This is a genomic window from Spirulina major PCC 6313, from assembly GCF_001890765.1.
Lineage (GTDB): Bacteria > Cyanobacteriota > Cyanobacteriia > Cyanobacteriales > Spirulinaceae > Spirulina > Spirulina major.
In genome coordinates this window covers 3,446,804-3,468,675 of sequence record NZ_KV878783.1, presented here as the reverse complement: position 1 = coordinate 3,468,675, position 21,872 = coordinate 3,446,804, and the positions used below count along the sequence as shown (strand labels likewise).

21 protein-coding genes are annotated in these 21,872 nt (G+C 53.9%); 17 read left to right on the top strand and 4 right to left on the bottom strand.

Translation table 11 applies throughout. The features are described 5' to 3' along the window. Positions 1–121 precede the first annotated feature (121 nt). From ileS to SPI6313_RS22395, 5 genes are all read left to right on the top strand, one after another. A complete protein-coding gene (gene ileS / locus SPI6313_RS15260; protein WP_072621775.1) occupies positions 122–2,998 on the top strand; it encodes an isoleucine--tRNA ligase in 2,877 nt (958 codons plus the stop codon). A gap of 99 nt (positions 2,999–3,097) precedes the next feature. After that, a complete protein-coding gene (locus tag SPI6313_RS15255; protein ID WP_072621774.1) occupies positions 3,098–3,415 on the top strand; it encodes an MGMT family protein in 318 nt (105 codons plus the stop codon). A 144-nt stretch (positions 3,416–3,559) separates the two neighbouring features. Further along, complete coding sequence (locus SPI6313_RS15250; protein ID WP_072621773.1) at positions 3,560–4,978, top strand: cobyrinic acid a,c-diamide synthase CobB; 1,419 nt, start codon at positions 3,560–3,562, stop codon at positions 4,976–4,978. A gap of 99 nt (positions 4,979–5,077) precedes the next feature. Beyond that, complete coding sequence (locus SPI6313_RS15245) at positions 5,078–5,404, top strand: hypothetical protein (protein WP_072621772.1); 327 nt, start codon at positions 5,078–5,080, stop codon at positions 5,402–5,404. Between the two features lie 112 nt (positions 5,405–5,516). Beyond that, positions 5,517–6,491, top strand: a complete 975-nt coding sequence (locus SPI6313_RS22395; protein ID WP_139276663.1) for a hypothetical protein — start codon at positions 5,517–5,519, stop codon at positions 6,489–6,491. A 77-nt stretch (positions 6,492–6,568) separates the two neighbouring features. On the opposite strand, the gene SPI6313_RS15235 is transcribed toward SPI6313_RS22395, so the two are convergent. Beyond that, positions 6,569–7,159 carry a DUF4126 domain-containing protein gene (locus SPI6313_RS15235; protein ID WP_217650625.1) on the bottom strand — a complete coding sequence of 197 codons (591 nt, stop codon included), beginning with the start codon at positions 7,157–7,159 and terminating at the stop codon, positions 6,569–6,571. A 329-nt stretch (positions 7,160–7,488) separates the two neighbouring features. Here SPI6313_RS15235 and SPI6313_RS15230 point away from each other — a divergent pair, with 329 nt between their 5' ends. The 7 genes from SPI6313_RS15230 to SPI6313_RS23630 all read left to right on the top strand — a co-directional run bounded on the left by SPI6313_RS15230 (position 7,489) and on the right by SPI6313_RS23630 (position 14,260). Then, positions 7,489–8,808, top strand: coding sequence for a Glu/Leu/Phe/Val family dehydrogenase (locus tag SPI6313_RS15230; RefSeq protein WP_072621771.1), 1,320 nt, complete (start codon positions 7,489–7,491; stop codon positions 8,806–8,808). Between the two features lie 895 nt (positions 8,809–9,703). Next, entirely contained in the window at positions 9,704–10,594 is an 891-nt protein-coding gene (gene argB, locus SPI6313_RS15220) for an acetylglutamate kinase (protein ID WP_072621770.1), read from the top strand. A gap of 66 nt (positions 10,595–10,660) precedes the next feature. Continuing rightward, positions 10,661–11,470 (top strand): peptidoglycan editing factor PgeF, encoded by an 810-nt coding sequence (gene pgeF / locus SPI6313_RS15215; protein WP_072621769.1) that lies wholly within the window; start codon positions 10,661–10,663, stop codon positions 11,468–11,470. Further along, positions 11,467–12,723 carry a mannosyltransferase family protein gene (locus tag SPI6313_RS15210; RefSeq protein ID WP_072621768.1) on the top strand — a complete coding sequence of 419 codons (1,257 nt, stop codon included), beginning with the start codon at positions 11,467–11,469 and terminating at the stop codon, positions 12,721–12,723. Before pgeF ends, SPI6313_RS15210 begins: the two co-directional genes overlap by 4 nt. 80 nt (positions 12,724–12,803) lie before the next feature. Continuing rightward, a complete protein-coding gene (locus SPI6313_RS15205; RefSeq protein ID WP_072621767.1) occupies positions 12,804–13,628 on the top strand; it encodes a DNA adenine methylase in 825 nt (274 codons plus the stop codon). 6 nt (positions 13,629–13,634) lie between these two features. Next, positions 13,635–13,871 carry a PD-(D/E)XK nuclease superfamily protein gene (locus tag SPI6313_RS15200; RefSeq protein WP_139276661.1) on the top strand — a complete coding sequence of 79 codons (237 nt, stop codon included), beginning with the start codon at positions 13,635–13,637 and terminating at the stop codon, positions 13,869–13,871. Positions 13,872–14,086: 215 nt separating this feature from the next. Beyond that, positions 14,087–14,260: a hypothetical protein gene (locus SPI6313_RS23630; protein WP_217650624.1), complete on the top strand. Its 174-nt coding sequence runs from the start codon at positions 14,087–14,089 to the stop codon at positions 14,258–14,260. 195 nt (positions 14,261–14,455) lie between these two features. Here the strand turns inward: SPI6313_RS23630 and SPI6313_RS15190 are convergent, their stop codons facing one another. From SPI6313_RS15190 to dapF, 3 genes are all read right to left on the bottom strand, one after another. Continuing rightward, the gene (locus tag SPI6313_RS15190; protein WP_072621765.1) at positions 14,456–16,246 is read right to left on the bottom strand and encodes a metallophosphoesterase family protein; all 1,791 of its coding nucleotides are present in this window, start codon (positions 16,244–16,246) and stop codon (positions 14,456–14,458) included. A gap of 78 nt (positions 16,247–16,324) precedes the next feature. Next, positions 16,325–17,479, bottom strand: a complete 1,155-nt coding sequence (locus SPI6313_RS15185) for a hypothetical protein (protein WP_072621764.1) — start codon at positions 17,477–17,479, stop codon at positions 16,325–16,327. A gap of 127 nt (positions 17,480–17,606) precedes the next feature. Then, entirely contained in the window at positions 17,607–18,461 is an 855-nt protein-coding gene (dapF, locus tag SPI6313_RS15180; RefSeq protein WP_072621763.1) for a diaminopimelate epimerase, read from the bottom strand. Positions 18,462–18,509: 48 nt separating this feature from the next. On the opposite strand from dapF, the gene SPI6313_RS15175 reads away from it, so the two are divergent. From SPI6313_RS15175 to SPI6313_RS15155, 5 genes are all read left to right on the top strand, one after another. Next, positions 18,510–18,728 (top strand): Hfq-related RNA-binding protein, encoded by a 219-nt coding sequence (locus SPI6313_RS15175; protein WP_072621762.1) that lies wholly within the window; start codon positions 18,510–18,512, stop codon positions 18,726–18,728. A gap of 104 nt (positions 18,729–18,832) precedes the next feature. Then, positions 18,833–19,699: a M23 family metallopeptidase gene (locus tag SPI6313_RS15170; RefSeq protein ID WP_072621761.1), complete on the top strand. Its 867-nt coding sequence runs from the start codon at positions 18,833–18,835 to the stop codon at positions 19,697–19,699. Positions 19,700–19,832: 133 nt separating this feature from the next. Beyond that, the gene (locus SPI6313_RS15165; protein ID WP_072621760.1) at positions 19,833–20,369 is read left to right on the top strand and encodes a late competence development ComFB family protein; all 537 of its coding nucleotides are present in this window, start codon (positions 19,833–19,835) and stop codon (positions 20,367–20,369) included. A 147-nt stretch (positions 20,370–20,516) separates the two neighbouring features. Then, positions 20,517–21,176, top strand: a complete 660-nt coding sequence (locus SPI6313_RS15160) for a sigma-70 family RNA polymerase sigma factor (protein WP_072621759.1) — start codon at positions 20,517–20,519, stop codon at positions 21,174–21,176. Positions 21,177–21,351: 175 nt separating this feature from the next. Next, positions 21,352–21,840 (top strand): anti-sigma factor family protein, encoded by a 489-nt coding sequence (locus tag SPI6313_RS15155; RefSeq protein WP_139276773.1) that lies wholly within the window; start codon positions 21,352–21,354, stop codon positions 21,838–21,840. Positions 21,841–21,872: the final 32 nt, after the last annotated feature.

Here is a 21,872-nt window from a genome sequence, read left to right as displayed (position 1 = left end):
CGCCATGACACGAGAGTTTGAGAGTTTTTGTGCCTTTAATTGCCGTGAAATTCCAGAGAGTTCATCCGGGCCTTTAAGATAAAGGGATACTGAAACGCATCAGGCGTATTGTTCACCTCCCATGACCGAACCGAAGAGCTACAAAGACACGATCAACCTGCCGAAAACAGACTTCAATATGCGGGCTAACGCGGTGCAGCGGGAACCCGAATTGCAACAGTTTTGGCACGATGAACGCATTTACGAAACCTTGGCGGTGGAAAATCCCCGCGATCGCTTCATTCTCCACGACGGCCCGCCCTACGCCAACGGAGCGCTCCACATGGGCCACGCCTTAAATAAAATTTTAAAAGACATTATTAATAAATATAAGTTGCTCCAGGGCTACAAAGTCCGCTATGTGCCGGGTTGGGACTGTCACGGCTTGCCCATTGAGTTGAAAGTTATTCAAACCATTGACCGCGAAGAACGCAAAACCATGACCCCCCTAGCCCTGCGCTATAAGGCGCGGGACTTTGCGATCGCCACCATGGCAGCCCAGCGCGATGGGTTCAAACGCTTCGGCGTTTGGGGCGATTGGGAAAACCCCTATCTCACCCTCAAACCCGAATACGAAGCCGCCCAGATTGGCGTATTCGGCAAAATGGCCCTCAATGGCTACATCTACCGGGGTTTAAAAGCGGTGCATTGGAGTCCTAGCTCTAAAACTGCCCTCGCTGAAGCCGAACTCGAATACCCCGAAGGCCACACCTCCCGCAGCATTTACGCCGCCTTTACGATCACCCACCTCGCCCCCACCGCTGAATCCCTGAGGGAGTTTCTCCCGGATCTCGGCGTAGCAATCTGGACGACGACCCCCTGGACAATTCCGGGAAATTTGGCCGTGGCGGTGAATAGTGCCCTCACCTATGCGGTGGTAGAAATAGAGCAACCGCTATCGGGCCATCGTTATTGGCTCGTCGCGGCGGACTTGGTGGAAACCTTGGCGGCGAAATTTGCCACCCCCTTAACGGTCAAAACCACGATCGCAGGCGCAGCCCTAGAGCATTGCACCTATCGCCATCCTCTCTACGATCGCACTAGTCCCATCGTCATCGGCGGCGACTATATCACCACCGAATCCGGGACGGGGTTGGTGCATACCGCGCCCGGCCATGGTCAAGAGGATTTCATCACCGGGCAAAAATACGGGTTGCCGATTTTGTCGCCAGTGGATGCTAACGGCATCTTGACCGCCGAAGCTGGGCCCTTTGAAGGGTTGAATGTGCTCAAGGATGCCAATGGCGCAATCATTGAAGCCTTAACAGCGGCAAAATCCCTGATCCTCGCCGAGGACTATGTGCATAAATATCCCTACGATTGGCGGACGAAAAAACCGACGATTTTCCGAGCGACGGAACAATGGTTTGCGTCGGTGGAAGGGTTCCGAGATCAGGCGTTAAAAGCGATCGCATCGGTGCAATGGATTCCCGCCCAGGGACAAAACCGGATCACACCGATGGTGAGCGATCGCGCCGATTGGTGCATTTCCCGGCAGCGCAGTTGGGGCGTTCCGATTCCCGTTTTTTACGACGAAGCCACCAACGAACCCCTGCTCACCGCCGACACGATCGCCCATGTGCAGGGAATCATCGCCGAGCGCGGTTCCGATGCCTGGTGGGAACTCTCCGTCGAGGAACTCCTCCCCCCCAGCTATCGCAACAACGGCAAAACCTACCGCAAAGGCACGGACACGATGGATGTCTGGTTTGATTCCGGTTCCTCTTGGGCGGCAGTAGCCGATCGCCGCGAGGAATTAACCTATCCCGTCGATCTTTACCTTGAAGGTTCCGATCAACATCGCGGTTGGTTCCAATCCAGCCTCTTAACCAGTGTCGCCACCAACGGTATTGCCCCCTATAAAACGGTGTTAACCCACGGCTTCGCCCTCGATGAAAAGGGGCGGAAAATGAGTAAATCCCTCGGCAATGTGGTTGACCCAATGCTGGTGATTAATGGCGGTAAAAATCAAAAACAAGAGCCGCCCTATGGTGCTGATGTGTTGCGGTTGTGGGTGTCGTCGGTGGATTATTCCTCTGATGTTCCCATCGGGAAAACAATCTTAAAACAACTTTCCGATGTGTACCGCAAAATTCGCAATACAGCCCGATTTTTACTGGGAAATCTACACGATTTCAACCCTCAAACCGATGCAGTTCAGTATGAAGATTTACCCGAACTGGATCGCTATATGTTGCACTGTATCGATCGCGTCTTTTCTGATGTGACCGCTGCCTTTGAAAGCTATCAGTTTTTTAAGTTCTTCCAAACAGTGCAAAACTTTTGTGTGGTGGATTTGTCGAATTTCTACCTCGATATCGCCAAGGATCGCCTCTATATTTCCGCCCTCGATTCACCGCGTCGGCGCAGTTGTCAAACGGTGCTGGCTGTGGCGTTAGAGAATTTGGCCAAAGCGATCGCGCCTGTCCTCTCCCACATGGCGGAAGATATTTGGCAATCGCTCCCCTACGCAGCTCCCGAAAAATCGGTGTTTGCAGCGGGTTGGGTGAAGACCGATCCAGCTTGGCAACAGCCGGAATTGGCGACGAAATGGGAACGATTCCGAGCCTTGCGCGATGAGGTAAACAAGGTGATGGAACAGGCCCGCAGCGCGAAGGTGATCGGCGCATCCCTCGAAGCGAAAGTCTTGCTATTTGTGCCCGATGCAGATCTTCGCCAACAGTTGAGCGCCTTGAATCCCAGTGATACCCTCGGCGCGATCCGGGTGGATGCCCTGCGTTATCTCTTCCTCGCGTCCCAAGTGGAACTCGTAGACAGTGCCGACGCGATTACGGCGCTGGACTATCACAGTGCCACGGATCTCGTCACGGTGGGGATCACGACGGCGGCGGGCCAAAAGTGCGATCGCTGCTGGAACTATTCCACCACCGTCGGCGATGCAGCGGATGATCCGACAATTTGCGATCGCTGCGTCAATGCGTTGAGCGGTCAATTTTAGGTTGGCACATTGGCGTTGGTGGGTTACGGCGGATTGCTAGGTTACAGTCATCGCCTGGATTTTAGCCGCCTAACCCACCCTACTTTAACGACCTTAACTATGACCGCCTACGATCGCATCTACGCCATCACTCGCCAAATTCCCTATGGGCACGTCGCCACCTACGGCCAAATCGCAGAACTGGCGGACTATCCCCGCCAAGCGCGGCTCGTAGGCTATGCCCTCTATCGAATTACGCCAGAGCAGAATATCCCCTGGCATCGGGTGATTAATGCCAAAGGAGAAGTGTCTCATTCTGTTTTGCGCCACGGTACGGATTATTTGCAGCGTCATTTACTCGAACAAGAAGGGATTGAATTTACCCCCGCCGGGAAAATTAGTCTCAGCCGTTATCAATGGCAACCTCACAAAATGTGATCAACTATGATCAATATTTTCTGACTGTAAAGCACCGGGTTTGAGACTTCTAAGCGTGCATTAAAATCAAACTGAAACGATGTCGAAACAACAAAATTTATCTGGATTTCAAGACATTTCTAGCGTGATGGGTCATTCAGAGTTATGGCATTAATTATTGCAGGCGATCGCAGCAACTCCGGCAAGACAACGATCACCTTGGCGATCCTCAGTTATTTACGCCAACAGCAAAAAATAGTTCAATCCTTCAAAGTCGGGCCCGATTATATTGACCCGATGTTTCACGCCAAAATCACCGATCGCCCCTGCCGGAATTTAGACCCAATTCTCACCTCCCCCGCCTACGTCAAAACCTGTTTTGATCGCCATGCCGCCACCGCTGACTATGCCGTCATTGAAGGGGTGATGGGACTCTTTGACGGGGTACAACTGCGCAGCGATTGGCAGGGGGAAGGTGATGCGTCGCTGCTCCCCAATGATTACGCCAGCACGGCTCATGGGGCGCGGTTGTTGAATGTGCCGATTGTGTTGGTGATTGATTGTAGTCGGCTGTCGGGGTCGGTGGCGGCGATTGTGCATGGGTATTGTTCTTTTGATCCGACTTTGAAAATTGCTGGGTTGATTTTGAATCGAGTGGGGAGCGATCGCCATCTTGAACTGCTCAAAACAGCGATCGCGCCGCTGAATATCCCTATTTTGGGGGTTCTGCGTCGCCATGCAGAAATCACCCTCCCGGATCGACACTTAGGCCTCGTCCCCACCGATGAACTGCCCGATCTGCCCCGCACCTTCGATCGCCTCGCCCAACTCGCCACCGAATCCTTCCGCTGGGATCAACTCTTACCCCTCTTGCAATGTTCACCCTCGTCGCCCAGTTCCGCCCCACCGATAGCATTGTCCTCTACCCCGGTTAAGGTGGCGATCGCCCGCGATCGCGCCTTCAACTTCTACTACGCCGACAACCTTGAACTCCTCGAACAATTCGGCGCGACCCTCATCCCCTGGAGTCCCCTGGTAGAACCCTTTCCCCATGACGTGGACGGTCTCTATCTCGGCGGCGGCTTCCCGGAACTGTTCGCCCAATCCCTCTCGCAAAACCACACCGCCCGCCACTCTCTCCACAAGCTGATTGCAGCCGGTCTTCCCACCTATGCCGAATGTGGCGGCTTAATGTATCTCTGCGATGCCCTCGTCGATCTCAAAGGACAATCCTGGCCCATGCTCGGCATTCTCCCCGCCACGACCTTAATGAGTTCCGCCCTCACCCTCGGCTACCGTCAAGGCATCGCCCAAGTTTCTAGCCCGTTGATGCCAGCCGGTGCGATCGTTCGGGGGCATGAGTTTCACCACTCCAAACTTGCCTCGTCACAACTGCCGAACCTCTTCCACTCCACCGGCTTATCACCCCACGCCACCCCCCAACCCGAAGGCTGGAGTTTAGCCAATGTCCACGCCTCCTACCTCCATATGCATTGGGGCACGACTCCCCACCTTCCCCAGCAGTTCATTCAAGCCTGTGCGCGTTACCAAGCCTCGCGCCCTGTCCCCGAACAAATTGCATAAAACCATCAATCCCCCCCGATAACTCTATGGGGCGGCGCGATCGGGCTAATCTTCTCCGCCGTGCCGACTCGTCACCGCAATGCATGGGATAAATAGACGATGGATGAGGTAGTTAGAAAAGTAGCCGCGTTGGGATTACCGGGGATTATTTTGGTAATTACGATGGCAACGACGGGGGTGGGCGGCGCAGCAGCGATTACGGCGGCGTTGGCATTTCTGGGCCCAGGGGGAATGTTGGGCGGTATTGCGCTGCTGGGGGTGACGGGGTTAATTACCGAGGCCTTGACAAAAGGAGGCATTGAGCAGCTTTTACTGGCGGTCTATCGCGATCGCGCCCAATCCGAACCCCGCGCCCACCTCCTCAACGAAATCGATCGCCTCCCCATTTCCGCCGATCTCAAACGCTTCCTCAAAACCGAACTCTAACCCTAATCAAAAGCAATCGTAAAAACCCTGATCATTTTATAAATTGGATTAGCGATCGCATCACCCAATAGGCTATCAGTGTAACCCCATTTTTTTTCAACACCGTAAAACAATGAATGAGTCAAACTCATTGCTCACACAGGCAAAAGCAGGCAATATTCAAGCCATTGAAACCCTTATCAATAAAACTCTAGAGCCTAAGGGGATTTCTGTTAAAGCGTCTCTCAGCACTGAATGTTTAATCTTAGTGGCGGAATCTAAACATGCGCCGACTCAATCATTAATCGTTGATTTTGTCAAAAAAGGATTACTCAAAGTCAAGCCTAAAAACATCACTAAAGTGATTATCCGTGGTCGATTATCAAACCAAACAATAAATCTTTGGCAAGATTCATTTAACCTGATTGAAACTCTACAATCACCCCCAACACCATCTAGCATTGAACCAACGGTCGACCTTCATCCAAACCCCAACACAAGCAAGAAAACAACAAAAACACGCCCAACCTATACCCGTTCAACCACACAACGCAAGACTCAAACCAAAAAAGTTGCTGATTTTACAATTGCTGAAGTTCTAGAAGCTGTTGTCGATTTCCTCCAAACTCAAAACGGGGAACGAATCATCATTGTTTTGGCAACATTTTTAGCAACATCCTTTTTTTGGAATGTTGTTAGCCCTAATTCAAATCAAGGCTCAAGCCAAGTTGCAACATCAGGACAAGGTGTTTCTCTCCCTTCTATTCCTTTGGTCAATCCAAAATACACGATTAAAGGTTCTCTCACGCTCGTGGATTCTGATATTGAGGGGAGTGATGAGTATTGCTACGGTGGTGGAGGATATAGTGATATTGAAGCGAATATGTCTGTGACAATCCGAGATGGACAAGGTAATATTTTAGCCACTGGTAATACTGGGTCTGGACAAAAGGAATCCTTAGTTCAGTGTGTGTTTAGTTTTGAAATTCCTGATATTCCTAAATCTGACTTCTATGCGATTGAAGTGGGGCGGCGGGGTGAATTAAATTACTCATTTGAAGAATTAAATGCAAAGGAATGGACGGTTGGTCTGTCGATTGGACTATAGAAAGTTCTAATCATTTGGGTGAGGTTCAGATGGGTTGCAGGGAGTCATGCTCCCAATCTTGAGCAGGCTAGGGGAATTTATGGGATGGGGCGCGATCGCGCCTTGTCCTGATCATTGCCTTTGTTCTTATACCAGCGATACCATTCACTCGAACTGCGCACGGAGAGCCAGAGTAAGAGCATCGCGATTAGTCCCCCCTGTTGTGGGGCGTTAAAGGCAAAAAAGACCAGAAACACACAGAGCGCATCTTCGAGCAAAATGGCCCACAGCGGCAAACCCCGCAGCCGGAAAAACCAACCCACCTGCACCAACTTCAGCACAAACGCCAATAGACCCCCAACGATCGCAATCGGCCAAAGGGGTTGAATCTCGATCGGGGTCAGTTGGAGGGCGGCGATCGCCATCACGGCCCCCACCACCGGACTAAACCACAACTGCACCAATTGATTCACCCGCTGGCCGAGCAGTTTTTTCGACCCCAACAGTTCAAACAAAGACCAACTCGTCAGCACCCCCACCACCACCTGGGGATGCACTAACGCCAAGATCGGGACGTTATCCCACAAATCTCCACGCAACAAACCAATGAGCAAGAGCGGCAACGCAATGCGCATCCCAGCCGCAGCGGATGCCGAAAGGGCCGCCAACACTCCAATCAAAATCATCATAGGGCTTCACTCGTTTAACCCAACCCAGAAAACGCTGTGATTCAAACCACCCAAACACACCTGATCGTCTTTTCATGATCCTAAGGCTAGAAACCGGAACAGGGGTTCAGATTAGATCCCCTCACCTGTCGGGGCTAGACGTGTGAGCCATCGAGATTACCCTGTTTCGTCAACACCTGTGCTAACCATTGTTGCGCGTTCCTCAAAAACTGTCAGGTATGCGGGAAAATTGCAAATCTAAAAAAGACATTACGTTTTATTTTTTGTATATTTTTATACTGTTTTTCTCGTGTCTAATAGAACTATAGTCCTTTCACTTCCGGACAGCTATGACGATTCCCACTCCGGTTTCCCACCCCACTCCTTTATCGTTATTGAGTGATGCCAGTAGCCGTTTAGAAAAGGCATTACAGTATGTGACGTTATCGAAAGATGCCCTCGATCGCCTCAAGTATCCCAAGGCGGGTTTGACGGTTTCGATTCCGGTGCGGATGGATGATGGTTCGCTGCGGGTGTTCCAGGGGTATCGGGTGCGCTACGACGATACGCGGGGGCCGGGGAAGGGTGGTGTGCGCTATCACCCTAATGTGTCGTTGGATGAGGTGCAGTCCTTGGCGTTTTGGATGACGTTTAAATGTGCGTTGTTAAATTTGCCCTTTGGGGGGGCGAAGGGGGGGATTACGGTCAACCCGAAGGAATTGTCACGCCAGGAGTTGGAGCGGTTGAGCCGGGGGTATGTGGATGCGATCGCTGACTTCATCGGCCCGGATATTGACATCCTCGCCCCTGATGTCTACACCAACGCCATGGTGATGGGCTGGATGATGGATCAATATTCGATTATCAAACGCAAAGCCAGTCCCGGCGTGGTGACGGGGAAACCCCTCGCCCTCGGTGGCAGTGAAGGGCGCGACACCGCGACGGCCATGGGTGCGTTTAATGTGATTAAAACGCTGTTGCCCCTGTTCGAGCAATATCCCAGTAATACCACCGTGGCGATCCAAGGCTTTGGGAAGGCGGGGGCAGCGTTGGCCTCTTTGCTCGATGGGGCGGGCTATCGCATTGTGGCGGTGAGCGATTCCCAAGGGGGGATCTATGCGCCCCAGGGCCTCGATATTCCGAAAATTCGTTCCTATAAGCGCGATCGCCAAAGCATCCAGTCTCTTTACTGCCATGACACGGTTTGCGACATGGGCGAGCAGGAGATCATCAGCAACGAAGACCTGCTGAAGCTCGATGTGGATGTGCTGATCCCCGCTGCCCTGGAAAACCAAATCACCGCCGCCAATGCTGCGGATATCCGCGCCCGCTACATTTTTGAGGTGGCGAATGGGCCGACAACCTCCGCAGCGGATCAGATTCTCGATGCCCACGGGGTTTTGGTGTTTCCGGATATTCTCGTCAATGCGGGCGGGGTGACGGTGAGTTATTTTGAATGGGTGCAAAATCGCAATGGCTTGTATTGGACGGCGGAGGAAGTGCGCGATCGCCTCGCCACCCGCATCGTCGCCGAAGCCAAAGCCACTTGGGCGATCGCGCAAGATCACAAAATCTCCATGCGCACCGCCGCCTACGTCCACGCCCTCAACCGCCTCGGCCAAGCCCTCGACGCAAAAGGAACCCAAGACTACTACAACCAAACCCCGTAGTGGCAAAACACATCTGAACAGGTGGGTTACGGCGGATTGCTAGATTGCAGTGATGGCAGGATTTTAAGCCGCCCAACCCACCCTACTGGCTAGGGAGCGAGACGCGATTGAACCACTAGGGAGCGAGACGCGATTGAGCCACTAGGGAGCGAGACGCGATTGAACCACTAGGGAGCGAGACGCGATTGAACCACTAGGGAGCGAGACGCGATTGAATCGCTAGGGAGCGAGACGCGATTGAACCACTAGGGAGCGAGACGCGATTGAACCACTAGGGAGCGAGACGCGATTGAACCACTAGGGAGCGAGACGCTCCCACTCCAGTCATATCCAAGGATTTAAGGAGTGCGGGCATCGTGCCCGCTGCGTGTTATCCCCATTGTGCCCGTTGGTCGTTATCCCCATCGTGCCCGCTGCGTGTTATCCCCATTGTGCCCGTTGGTCGTTATTCCCATCGTGCCCGGCAGTAAGATTCTGTTGGCGAAGCGTAATGCACCGTCACCTTGAGCGCTGGACATTCAAGACGATCCGAAGCTTAACTCTTGACTCTGCACTAGTGGACTGTCTAGCCTCAGATGGCAAGTAACTGGAAGACTGAGCGAAGTCGAAGTTTGGTGCTCCGGGGTTCGGCTCCGCTCACCCCTCTGGATAACAACTCACCTTTTTAAGCTAGACAAGACACTAGACTTCATCAGCAAAAAACCGATAGAACAAGTATGTGTCTTTGAACGAATGCTCAGCGTTGACATGGTGCATAATTCCTGGCTCGATCAGGATTTGACGCGATGCTGCCGCCATTCTGTAGTTAATGTAGCTGCATTGCTGACCCATTCCACGGTAAACGCTACATTTGGGCCTAGCCCTGTTTTATCTAACCCCTGTGCAACATAATTTCATGAGCAACGACAGCGAGTATCTCAAACAAGAAGAAGCCACCCGTGTTCGGGTCTTGAGTGAAGCCCTGCCCTATATTCAAGCCTTTGCGGGGCGCACCATTGTTGTTAAATATGGTGGCGCAGCGATGAAAGATGGCAGCCTCAAAGATAAAGTGGTGCGAGACATTGTGTTTCTTTCCTGTGTCGGGGTTCGTCCGATTGTCGTCCATGGTGGTGGCCCTGAGATCAATAGTTGGCTTGAAAAGTTGGGCATTGAACCCCAATTCAAAGATGGGTTGCGCGTCACCGATGCAGACACCATGGATGTGGTGGAAATGGTGCTGGTTGGTCGGGTAAATAAAGAAATTGTGTCCTTAGTGAATCAGTCCGGGGGCAAGGCAGTGGGCCTCTGTGGTAAAGATGGGGACTTGATTCGGGCGCGTCATGTGGGCGCGGCGGATGTGGGGTTTGTGGGGGAAGTAAGCACGGTGAACACAAACCTGATTAAGACGTTGGTGGATGCGGGCTATGTGCCGGTGATTTCCAGTGTGGCGGCGGATGATGATGGCCAGGCCCATAATATCAATGCCGATACGGTGGCGGGGGAGATTGCGGCGGCTCTCGAAGCGGAAAAATTGATTTTGCTCACCGATACCGCCGGGATTCTCCATGACTATCAAGATCCGTCAACCCTTTACGAAAAGCTCGATATTCAACAGGCGCGGCAGTTGATTGAGGATGGGATTGTGGCGGGGGGGATGATTCCGAAGGTGCAGTGTTGTGTGCGATCGCTCGCCCAAGGGGTGAAAGCCGCTCATATCGTCGATGGGCGTGTTCCCCATGCGCTGCTCTTGGAAATCCTCACCAATTCCGGCATTGGCTCGATGATCGTTGCCTCAGAATATCTCTAGCGTTCGCAAGATTCCGAAACCGAAGCGGTAGAATCAAGGGCGTGTTGATTACGGAATGATGCTGCCATGCCTTTTTCTGACCCCGCCCATGATGCCCCTGGTTGGCAGTGGCAGACTATAGCCACCGGACAGCCTTACCTTACCGCTGAGGTTCTGTCCGCTTGGCCCCATGGTTTTTTTACGACGGCGTTTGCGCCCCAACCGCCGAGCGAGTTAGTGACGATGCTACACCCCACGGCCCCGGCCTATCGCCTCAAACAGGTTCATGGGAAAGCCGTATTAACCCCCACCGCGATCGCTGCCCACCCGGAACACCGCCCCGACGGAGATGCCGCCGTGACGGAAACCCCGGCCCAATCGGTCTGGGTGGCCAGTGCGGACTGTACGCCGGTGTTAATTGGCGATCGCACCACGGGCCGCACCGCTGCCATTCATTCCGGGTGGCGGGGGACAGCCTTGGGGATTGTGCCGGCAACGGTGGCGCAGATGGTAGCCATGGGAAGCCAGACCACAGATTTACGCTTTGCCCTGGGGCCGGCTATTGCGGGGGAAGTGTATCAAGTCACAACCCATGTGGGGGCAGAGGTGGCCGCGAGTTTAAACCGGTGTGACGGATTAGCCCCAGACGAGGCGATCGCCCTCCTGCTCGCAGAACCAGAACCCGCCCTCCTCCCCGACTCCCAACCGGGCCGCGTCCGCCTCGATGTGCGCCAAATCATCCGACGACAATTAACCGACCTCGGCATTCCGGCAGCGCATTATGCGATCGCCCCCTGTTGCACCTATCAACAGCCCCACCTCTTTTTTTCCTATCGTCGCACCCACGAAAAACAGGTGCAATGGTCGGGTATCGTCAGCATCCCCCCCACGCCATGAACCGCGATCTCCCCGTACCCCCCCGGCAAACCCATCCCCTCACCTTCCCCGTCGCCATGTGGGGCCTCAGTCGCCTCTGGATTTTGCTGGGCTTATTAGGGGTTGCGCCCCTCCTCCAAGCCCCGCCCGGCGGCGAACAGGCCCTCTTTCACTGGTCAGCCTTCACCGCCTGGGATAGCACCTTTTACGAAAGCATCGCCACCACCGGCTACAGCTACATCGCCGACGGCCAGGGTCATAATGTGGCATTTTTTCCGATGTTGCCCCTGTTGATTCGGGGCGTTATGGTGCTGGGATTCCCCTTTGAGGTGGCCGGTGTGCTGGTCACAAACGGGGCATTTTTAATCAGTGTGATCCTGCTTTATCGTTGGCTCCAAGGGCGGAAAGGAGAGGCGATCGCTCGCTGGGCGGTGATTGTCCTCGTTTGGTGTCCCTTTTCCCTCTTCGGCACGGTGGTCTATACCGAATCGGTATTTCTGGCCTTCAGTATCGCCACCCTCGCCGCCTGCGATCGCCGCGATCCTCTCCAAACTGCCCTCTGGGGAGCTTGCGCCACCGCCGCCCGCCTTCCCGGTCTCGCCCTCGTCCCTGCCCTGCTGATCACCGCCTGGTGTCAACGGCGGACGGGGTGGGCCTATCTCGCTGCCCTCTGTACCGGACTGGGGGCCGGTTTGTATAGCCTCTTTTGTTGGCTTCAGTTTGGCGATCCCCTGGCGTTTCTCAACGTGCAGCAAGCCTGGGCTGTACCGGATCAGTTCTATGGACAGGGCTGGCTGATTATGTTCGGCGAAGTCTTCCTCGGCCCTGGCAATATCGGAGACGCAGGATTCACTGATCCGGTCTATCCTCTGGTGGTGTTAGTGTTGATCGGGTTGGGGATGGCTGTGGCGCGATCGCACGTTCAGGGGCGAGTCTATGCAGGCGGCGCGTTATTCGTCCTCGCTTGGCTCGTTGCCGGCGATCCCCTGTTGAATCTCTGCATGGTGCTCGGTAGCTTGGCTCTACTGTGGCGCTACCGAGCCGAAATTCCTGCCACGGCCCTGCTGTACGGCTTCTTTAGTTTCCTCGGCATCCTCAGCCATGGCCGCACCATTTCCCTCGAACGCCACACCTACGGCATTGTCACCGTTGCGATCGCCGTTGGCATCTGGCTCCACTATCACCCCAAACTCGCCCGCGTCGTCGTGAGCTTTTCCGGCCTCATTCTCCTGCTCTATTCAATTCGCTTCGCCCAATCACTATGGATTGCTTGAGTTTGAAGTTGCTCTCCTGTTCCCATTACAATAGGCGTTCTGTACTAATATTGTCTGCCTGTATTCATCTATAGAGTCTCGTGACGCGATCGCAACCTTCCCCCCCCGCTCCCTCTCCCCTCAAACCCCCCCTCAAATGGGCTGGGGGCAAACGTTGGTTGATCCCTCACCTGCTCCCCTATTGGCAACTCCACCCTGAGCATCGCCTCGTTGAACCCTTTTGCGGCGGTTTAGCGATCGCCCTCGGTCTCCATCCTCAACAAGCAATCCTCAACGACATCAACCCCCACGCGATTAACTTTTACCGCCACTTACAACGAGGATTCGTCATTGACAACCCGATGCAAAATGGCTCCGATTTTTATTACCAGCGGCGCATTGAATTTAATCAACTCATTCAGGCTCAAAAAGCCCACACCAAACGGGCCGCAGAATTATTTTATTACTTAAATCGTACCGGCTATAACGGTCTCTGTCGCTTCAACCAAAAAGGCGGGTTTAATGTCCCCTTTGGACGCTACAAAACGATTAATTACACCCAAGATTTTCAACCCTACAAACCCAAGTTAGCCCCGTGGACATTCACCAACACAGATTTTTCTGAAATTGCGATCGCACCGGATGATTTTATTTATGCCGATCCCCCCTATGATGTTCCCTTTCGTCAATATTCACAAGGGGGCTTTACCTGGGACGATCAAGGGCGGCTTGCCACTTGGTTAGCCCAACATCCCGGCCCGGTGATTGTCTCAAATCAAGCCACCGATCGCATCCTCGAACTCTATCAATCCTTGGGCTTTACCTATCAAACCCTAGCCGCTCCCCGGCGGATTAATTGCACGGGCGATCGCACCCCAGCCCAGGAAATGCTCGCCTTTAAAAATATCCAACCCCTGAGCCGCTAAATCATCATGACTCGCAACACTAAAACCGGCCAAGTCCTCGAATTCATGGTACTGCCCTCCCTGGATTTAGGGGGCTATCGTTACGAAACTCAGGTGAATATTGGTCATCGTCCGGGGGGCGGGAAACATTACGTTGATGTGGTGGCGGCCAAGGATGAGGCGATGATTTTGATTTCCTTAAAGTGGCAACAGGTCAGCGGCACAGCCGAGCAAAAAGTTCCCTTTGAGGTGATTTGTTTGTAAGCATTCAGGTCATGAGGATTTGGCTGTAAGCACTGCTCAGTATGGGTTTCAGCTATTTTGAGCTATTTTATTATTCTCAATAAACAAGGCTGTAACCCCTAGTCTTGCGTAATTATTGAGAATGAACTGTTAGTTTAGAACTCACCTCGATTTTGAAAGCCTTGCTGTGACTGCGTTTCAAGTACCTGAATCCTTACATTTGTTTAATGGCAGCGATGCGGCAACATCCTGACTTCCAGAAAGCCTATCTCGTCCTTGGCGGTTCTGGTTGGAAACTCAGGGATTGGTATCTCAGTGGCGAGTTAAATCAGTATCTCAATTATGAATCATGGGTCACGATCTGCCCGTTAGAACAGTTCATCGGTCAAGCCAATTCCGGCAAACTTTGAGTTTGAATGATTCAGCCGTCCAAGTCAGAGGGCATGGTGACCATGCCCCTACGAGATGCACAATTCTCGTCATGCCGTGGCACAAGTTAATTGGTGGGTTACGGCGGATTACTGGGTTGCAGTGATAGTGGGAGTTTAAGCCGCCCGACCCACCCTACAATAAAGCCTTATTTTAGCTGTGTTACGGCAGTAGGGTCATGGCGTTAATGCAAACTCGTCGAATTTCACCACGGGACTCGCTGCATCGGTGGTGTCGAATCGGTAGCTGCTGATCGCGCCATTGGATGTATCGAGGATGCTGAAGACGGTGATTGTGTTGCTGGCGATGTAGGGGAGGGGCTGCTGGGTTTCGGGGTCGAGGAGGGGGGCGAGGGTGGGGAAAATGGGCTGGAGGCCGTTGGGGTCGCCTTGGGCGATGTAGGTTTCGGTGTAATTGGCGGGGGTGGGGCGTTTCTTGCCGCCGGGGAGATAGGCTCCGTAGGTGTTGCCGACGTTGGAGGATTCGAGAAAGTTAACGCCTGCCTGATTTTGGAACCGATTCCACAGATGGGAATGGCCGTAAAACACGAGGTCGATGCCGGCTGCGTTCCAGAGGGGTTCGAGGTGTTGATAGATGTGGTCTTGGTCGAGGGGATATTCGTAACGCACTGAAGCGATCGCACCATTCCCGTCGCGCTCAATCACCGGCTGCGGGTCAGTGAAGGCGGGCATGATATTATCGCCGAGGCTGTGGGGTGGATGGTGGAGCATCACGATTTTGTATTTTGCCTGCTGGGTGGCGGGGGAGGTTAACTCCTGTTGCAGCCAGCGGTATTGCTCGCTGTCGGGGGTGATCGGTTCAAAAATATGTTGACCGTAGCTCCATTGGGCGGGGTCGGGGGCGGTTTCGCTGGGTTCTCGGTAGCGGCTGACGGGGCCGTCTTTTGTGGTAGGTCGCCGCCAAATATTGGTGACATAGAGGCTGATCAGGCGAATATCCCCAAAGCTGATCGCGTAGTATTTGCGGCCGCCGGGACTGGTTTCGGGGAGGGTAAAGAGTGCTTCGTAGGTGTCGCTGTTGTAGCTGTGGGCTTTGAGCCAAGCGGTTTGGAGGTGGGGGTCGCGGGTGGTTTCGGTGTCGGGAGGGGGAAAGAATTCGGCGGCTTGGGGGCGGGGGAAAGGGTCGTTATATTGGTCGTTGAGCGATCGCTCCATGGAAAACCGCCCCATGACTTCATGATTGCCCAGCGCGGGGAACAGGGGCGCGTTTTGAATGATGGCGCTGCCGGTGTAGGTGACGGTGCTGCCGTTCGTTTGCTCAATCACACTGTGGGCGCGGCCCTGGAGGCAGGCAAAAAAGGCATTACCCGCACTGCTGTCGAACCATTCCGAGGCGCGATCGGGAATATTGACCAGATCACCCGCCAGAAAAACGGCATCCACGGGCCCAACGGTGGCGGTGACCTGTTGAAGATTCGCCGCTGTCATGGATTTGAGTTGATGGTCAGAGGTGAGGAGAATTTTGAGGGGTGTGCCGGGCTTGGGAGCGGCGGCGAGGGTGTAGCGATCGCTTTTGATCTCCAGACCATCTTCGCGCTGACTGTGAACAAAGTAGGGCACGGTTGGGCCGGGGGTTAACCCAGTAATCAGCGCCTCATGTCGCCACACAGGGCGGAAGGTGGGGCGCGGTGGGGGGTTGATCAGGGGAGAGTCGGCATCTTCTCGGAGGCGGCTGAGGCGTTGGGTGGTGGCCATTTGGTGGTGTTGGAAGCGATCGCCATACCACACCTGATGATCCTGACCCTCAAACTCCGTCAGCCAAACCACCCGCACCGAGTCCGCTGTGGGCAATTGTAAAAAGGGGTCAGTGAGCAGTTGAGACGAATTCACAGCAACAGGGGTCGGCACAACAAGGCGTAAGACAGTGACGGTCACCACGAGGGCCCAAAGGATCAAAATTCCAATCAAGACACTAACGCCTTGCCGTCGGCGCGATCGCAAAACCATCACCCTCAACCCTTGATCAGTTCACCCCCATTATCATCCACGCAGCGAGGGATTTCAGCAACACCCGCCCCCCGTTCCTTAACGACTGGCCGCATTCTTCACTTTGGACAAGACCCAATCAAACATATCTAACACCGGATCAAGGGCATCTTCATCCGGTAACGTCGAAAGTTGAAAATTTGGTAACCGTCGCTCCAGCGGATTCGTCGGTAAAGCCAGCCCGATCGCACTCAAGCGATTGCGCAGTTCATGCCATTCCGCCTCTTGATTAAACGGAGGTGTAGCCGCGTATAATTCCGACGCGATTTGCAGCGTGCCATTAATCCCCACCGCAAACAGTTCCCCCAAGGGCGAGGCAAAGGTCAGCCGAGCCGCAAAGCCACCATAGGCATCCCCCGTCCCCCATTGAATATACAGATCGTCCGCATGGGAGCCAATCCAATCGTAGAGTTCCCGCACCAACGCCATTTCATCCTCCCCATATCGAGCCGCATACTCGCCCAAAAATGAGGCTTTATCCCATTGACGACGCTCGCGGGTGGTGCTTGCTTTTTTCTGTTGAGCTTCGGCGGTTTGTCCGATGATTTTGGATACCAGGGTTTTTAAACCATTTTCCGGGCTGATGTATTGTTTGATTTCCACCGCCAAGACTTCAGCCGGGTCCATCTGCTTGTTGAGAAACTCCACCACCCGCTGCATCGCCGGAGGAATGTGATCCGCCACAAACACCAGCCGGATTTTACCCGCCTGAAGGTTGGTTTTCACCTGCTGCCAAAACTTTTCTTCATCAGCATTTTCCCCCAGGAAGTCTTCAAAAACCTGCTCCGGATCGCGGTTTTGGCGGCGACAATTCCCTTCAAACTGATCCAAGATTGACTCAACGGGCCAATAGGCCACCGCATTGGCGGCATAGTCTAACATTTGCCCGATGATTTCGCGGCGGGGACGGCGTTCGCCTTCGTGCTGCACTTCCACCAAGGTCGGAATGGCCTGATAGTCCAGAAACAGATGATTGAGTGACCACCGTTCGACCCCCATGTCATCGGTGGGAATATTGCCGGTGCGTTTAATCAATAACCATTGCGAACTGAAGTGATGATTCGCCTGATCAACCCCCAGGAGATTGGGGTATTGCTCCAGGAGTTCTTGCAGCAAGGCTTCTGAATCGTAGGGTTTTTCTTCCATGGCAACCAATTGGTTGTCTCCTTGAATGAGATAGATCCCGCCGCTCATGGTGTTTGTCCGTAAATAGCTAAAAAATGTCGGTCTGAAAACGTGTTATCCAAGGAATTTGACGGTATTCCTGGGGATGAAATGGGGTTGAAATCGGGAGTATCCGACTGTGATGGCCACATTAGGGCTATTCTATGCGGTTCCATGTGCCAGTAAACACTTTTTCGGCGGGGCCGGTCATGGAGAGATGGTGAGTTTCTGGATGCCATTGGATGCGAAGGTTGCCGCCGGGGAGTTCGACGGTGGCGGTGCGATCGCATTTCTGGTTCAGCACCCCTGCCACCACTGCGGCACAGGCTCCCGTCCCACAGGCGAGGGTAATCCCCGCGCCTCGTTCCCAGACGCGCATTTTGACATAATCCGGGGCGACAACTTCGATAAATTCGGTGTTGGTGCGTTGGGGAAAGACGGGGTGATGTTCAAACTGGGGGCCGATCTCGCTGAGGGGGATGGCGGCCACATCATCCACGAAGGTGATGCAGTGGGGGTTGCCCATGCTGACGCAGGTGACGATCCAATCTTGCCCGGCGACGGTGAGGGGTTGGGCGATCGCTTTTCCCTCCGCCTCGCCTAATTGGGTGGGAATGTCCGCCGCGAGGAGACGCGGTTCGCCCATGTCTACGGTCACTTGGCCATCGGGTTGCAACTCTGGGCAAATTAACCCGGCCAAGGTGTGAATGCGGTAGGTTTTCGTTGTGTCGGGTTCGAGTCCTTCTAGATCAGCGATAAACCGGGCCAGGCAACGAATCCCGTTCCCACACATCTCTGGCTCGGAACCGTCGGAGTTTAAGATCCGCATCGTGTAGTCGGTGTTATCTTGACCGGGTAGGACAAAAATGACACCATCGGCCCCAATGCCAAAATGACGATCGCACAAGGCGATCGCTGCCGCCGGTGTCATCGTCAACGTCGGACTGTGGCGATGGTCGATTAAGATAAAATCATTGCCAAGACCATGATATTTTGTAAACTCAATTGCCATAGGAATCCTTCCAACTGTTTCCGGGCTAGCCCTTAGATTATTGTAATTATGGCTGAATTTGAAACTGGGTTTCCCAGCGTTCGTCAACTTCAACAATGGACGGCTGACAAGCAGACGATTGAAGTCAAGGTTGTGACGGGAGATACGATCACCGGATCAATTCTCTGGCAGGATGTGCATTGCCTCTGCCTGACGGAATCCAGTGGTCAGCAGACCGTGATTTGGCGGCAGGCGATCGCCTATCATCGGGCTTTAGCCACATCATAACCTGAGCCATTAACGCCACAATCGCCCCTTTACCCTGGGCTGATTGTATGATTCTACGATGCAGCATTGAGTCCATTAAGTTACCGGATTGATCGCGTCCCACCATGCTGAATTCCCGCCTTTCTGTTCCTGCCCTCACCGCCAGCCTTTGGACAAGTTTGCTCACCTGGGTGGCCCCGGCCCTTGCCCTTGAGGTACAAGTGACCCCCACCCAACCCAAACTGGGCGAAACGGTCTCGATTGTTGTGGCAGTGGATAACCCCGACCAGCCGCCTCAAATCACCATCGGGGGCCAAGCCTTACCCGCCTTCCCCCTGGGGGGCGATCGCTACCGCGCCTTTTTCCCCACCTCCCCCCTCGATCGCCCCGGACAGCGCACCCTCCAAATCCAAGGCGACGGCGAAACCCGCACCGTTCCCCTCCAACTCCAAAACCGCTCCTTTCCCACCCAACGCCTGTGGCTACGCGGCGGCGGTAATGGCGCAACCCAATACGAACTCGATCGCGTCGCTGCCTTTAAAGCGATCGTTTCCCCCGAAAAACATTGGAACGCCCGCATCCCCTTCACCCGCCCCACGAGCGGCCGCGTCTCCACCATCTTCGGCGTGCGGCGCTACTACAATGGCGAATTCGCCCAAGACTACTACCATCGTGGGGTAGACTACGCCGCCAGCACCGGCACGCCCGTCGTCGCTCCCGCCCCTGGCTACATCCGCCTCGTCGATCGCGAAGCCAACGGTTTCCGGATTCACGGCAACACCGTCGGCATTGATCATGGTCAAGGGGTGCTCAGTATTATGATTCACCTCCACAGCATCAGCGTGCGCGAAGGGGACTTTGTCCAAGCCGGCCAAACCATTGGCACGGTCGGAAGTACCGGAGCCTCAACGGGCCCTCATCTCCATTGGGGACTCTACGTCAATGGAATCGCGGTTGATCCCGTTCCGTGGCGATATGACGGGTTAGAGTAGAGAGATTAGTTGAACGATTCCGTGACTGTCTTCACGACCCCCCGAACCCTAGTGTTGTCCCTCTTTGGTGACACGTTTGGGAACCCCAAAAAAGCCCCCCCATCCGCCGGCAATAGCAGCATAGATTAACGTTATGAGTATAGAACGAATTGTAGAACAAGCCCTATCCGATGGCTATCTGACCCCGACCATGGAGGCAGAAGTAGGCCGTATTTGTGATACGGCTTCGGAGTTATCCATTGAAGAGTACATGGCGCTTGATCGTCTAATGGGCGCGTTATTAACCGGGGAAGTCGTCGCCGTACCCCGAAAACAGTTCATCAATGTGATGGAAGAATTAGTCTTAAGTGAATCCATTAGTCGGGTGGCGGAACTCGATGCGAGTATTGATCCACCCCTAGATGTGGGGGATATTGCTGCCTATGCCCTCAATCGTTTGCCGCCGCTCTATGCCACCACGGAAGAAGGGGCGACCTATCAGCGGCGGAAAGCCAAAGAAGAGCTTCACGGTTTGATTCGGGAACAGATTAACGAGGCGATTTCCCAGAATCTTCAGGTTCCTGATCCGAATCCCGATCGCCAAGCCTTCAAAAATGGCGATGTCTTGCAGCAGGTCACGAGTTTGCTGCAATCCCACGCCCGTCAATACGAATCGACTTCGCCGAACTAAACGGCCGGTCTCGTTAATTTCCCGTAATCCATACTCTGGGGTGATTCAGTCGTTTGGCGGAACTTTGGGCAGGGTTGAGGGGAACATTCCTGAATCCGGTGGGTCTAGGAGGAGGGAAGGGTAAGATGTTACTTCTCCCCAAGATCCATGAGTCAATCCATTTCTGCAACATGGTCAGCCCCTGAGGCTTATTCATCCTCAGCATCGGTGTCGCTTAACAAACTTCCTAACTATGATCTGATTACGCTGTGTCAGCGTGGATCGAAGCCGGATCGGGCAGCCTTTTCGGAGTTGCTGCGCCGCTACCAACCCCATGTGGAACGGATTTTGTATCATCTGGCTCCGGACTGGCAAGACCGGGCGGATTTGGTTCAAGAGGTGTGGATTCGGGTTTATCGTAATATTGGTCGTCTGAAAGAGCCGAGCAAGTTTAAAGGCTGGCTGGGTCGAATTGCGACTAATTTGTTTTACGATGAATTACGCAAACGGAAACGCAATGCTCCGCCGTTGTCTCTCGATGCGCCGCGTCGTTTTGATGATGGGGAAATGAATTGGGAGATTGCCTGTGATGCTCCCCAACCGGATGACCAGTTGGCAACGCGGGAGTTTTACGAAAAACTCCAGTTGGCGATCGCAGATCTGCCCGATGCCTTTCGGACTACCATCGTGCTCCGGGAAATTCAAGGCTTACCCTACGAAGAAATCGCAGCAATGACGGGGGTTTCCCTCGGTACTGTGAAATCTCGTATTGCGCGGGCGCGGTTGAAGTTACAAGATGAATTAACACCGTATCTCACGGATGATTAACTATTTTGGGTGCTCTTCTCGCGATCGCCTGTTAATCGGGATAAAATGTACACCAAGCTATCAGGGATTTGTCAAGCCATTAATGGGGTGAACTGTCATGACAACCAATAACGATCGACCTGCTGCCAACTACCGCTATTCTTTACCCTCTGATTCCTCTGATTTCGAGTCCCCCATGGATATTCACCAACGCGATCGTTTTGAACTGCTCAGCGCTTACCTCGACGGTGAGGTCTCCCCTGCTGAACGTCAGGAGGTTCAAACCTGGCTTGCCGATGACCCCACAGCCCAACACCTGCACCGTCGTCTCCAAAAACTGCGCTACGGATTGCAAACCCTTCCCATTCCTGCCCCTCAACAATCCACCGAGGATCTCTTGGCTGGTGTGTTTGAGGCGGAAGATCATCGTCGGGTTTGGTCGCGCTGGGCTTGGGGTGGTGGTGCGATCGCAGCGGCGGCGGTGGGTGCTTTGTCGCTCTTCTTTTCCGGTTCACCCTTGTCACCCCGCTTAGCCCATAACGACCCCGGCAATCTGGATGCATCCTCCTCAAGCCTCATGATTGCCGTTAATCAACCGGTGGTGGAAATTCCCACGCTCCCCGCTCCGAGTAGTGACCTGAGTATTTCCATTGATCGCCCGGTGGTGGACATTCCCATGCCTTAGCGATCGCGGTCTGGTTCCCGTCATAGCACCCC

Coding starts and splice junctions, on each gene's coding strand:
- ileS (WP_072621775.1), top strand. CDS start 122: ATGACCGAACCGAAGAGCTACAAAGACACGATCAACCTGCCGAAAACA.
- SPI6313_RS15255 (WP_072621774.1), top strand. CDS start 3,098: ATGACCGCCTACGATCGCATCTACGCCATCACTCGCCAAATTCCCTAT.
- SPI6313_RS15250 (WP_072621773.1), top strand. CDS start 3,560: ATGGCATTAATTATTGCAGGCGATCGCAGCAACTCCGGCAAGACAACG.
- SPI6313_RS15245 (WP_072621772.1), top strand. CDS start 5,078: ATGGATGAGGTAGTTAGAAAAGTAGCCGCGTTGGGATTACCGGGGATT.
- SPI6313_RS22395 (WP_139276663.1), top strand. CDS start 5,517: ATGAATGAGTCAAACTCATTGCTCACACAGGCAAAAGCAGGCAATATT.
- SPI6313_RS15235 (WP_217650625.1), bottom strand. CDS start 7,159: ATGATGATTTTGATTGGAGTGTTGGCGGCCCTTTCGGCATCCGCTGCG.
- SPI6313_RS15230 (WP_072621771.1), top strand. CDS start 7,489: ATGACGATTCCCACTCCGGTTTCCCACCCCACTCCTTTATCGTTATTG.
- argB (WP_072621770.1), top strand. CDS start 9,704: ATGAGCAACGACAGCGAGTATCTCAAACAAGAAGAAGCCACCCGTGTT.
- pgeF (WP_072621769.1), top strand. CDS start 10,661: ATGCCTTTTTCTGACCCCGCCCATGATGCCCCTGGTTGGCAGTGGCAG.
- SPI6313_RS15210 (WP_072621768.1), top strand. CDS start 11,467: ATGAACCGCGATCTCCCCGTACCCCCCCGGCAAACCCATCCCCTCACC.
- SPI6313_RS15200 (WP_139276661.1), top strand. CDS start 13,635: ATGACTCGCAACACTAAAACCGGCCAAGTCCTCGAATTCATGGTACTG.
- SPI6313_RS23630 (WP_217650624.1), top strand. CDS start 14,087: ATGCGGCAACATCCTGACTTCCAGAAAGCCTATCTCGTCCTTGGCGGT.
- SPI6313_RS15190 (WP_072621765.1), bottom strand. CDS start 16,246: ATGGTTTTGCGATCGCGCCGACGGCAAGGCGTTAGTGTCTTGATTGGA.
- SPI6313_RS15185 (WP_072621764.1), bottom strand. CDS start 17,479: ATGAGCGGCGGGATCTATCTCATTCAAGGAGACAACCAATTGGTTGCC.
- dapF (WP_072621763.1), bottom strand. CDS start 18,461: ATGGCAATTGAGTTTACAAAATATCATGGTCTTGGCAATGATTTTATC.
- SPI6313_RS15175 (WP_072621762.1), top strand. CDS start 18,510: ATGGCTGAATTTGAAACTGGGTTTCCCAGCGTTCGTCAACTTCAACAA.
- SPI6313_RS15170 (WP_072621761.1), top strand. CDS start 18,833: ATGCTGAATTCCCGCCTTTCTGTTCCTGCCCTCACCGCCAGCCTTTGG.
- SPI6313_RS15165 (WP_072621760.1), top strand. CDS start 19,833: ATGAGTATAGAACGAATTGTAGAACAAGCCCTATCCGATGGCTATCTG.
- SPI6313_RS15160 (WP_072621759.1), top strand. CDS start 20,517: ATGAGTCAATCCATTTCTGCAACATGGTCAGCCCCTGAGGCTTATTCA.
- SPI6313_RS15155 (WP_139276773.1), top strand. CDS start 21,352: ATGGATATTCACCAACGCGATCGTTTTGAACTGCTCAGCGCTTACCTC.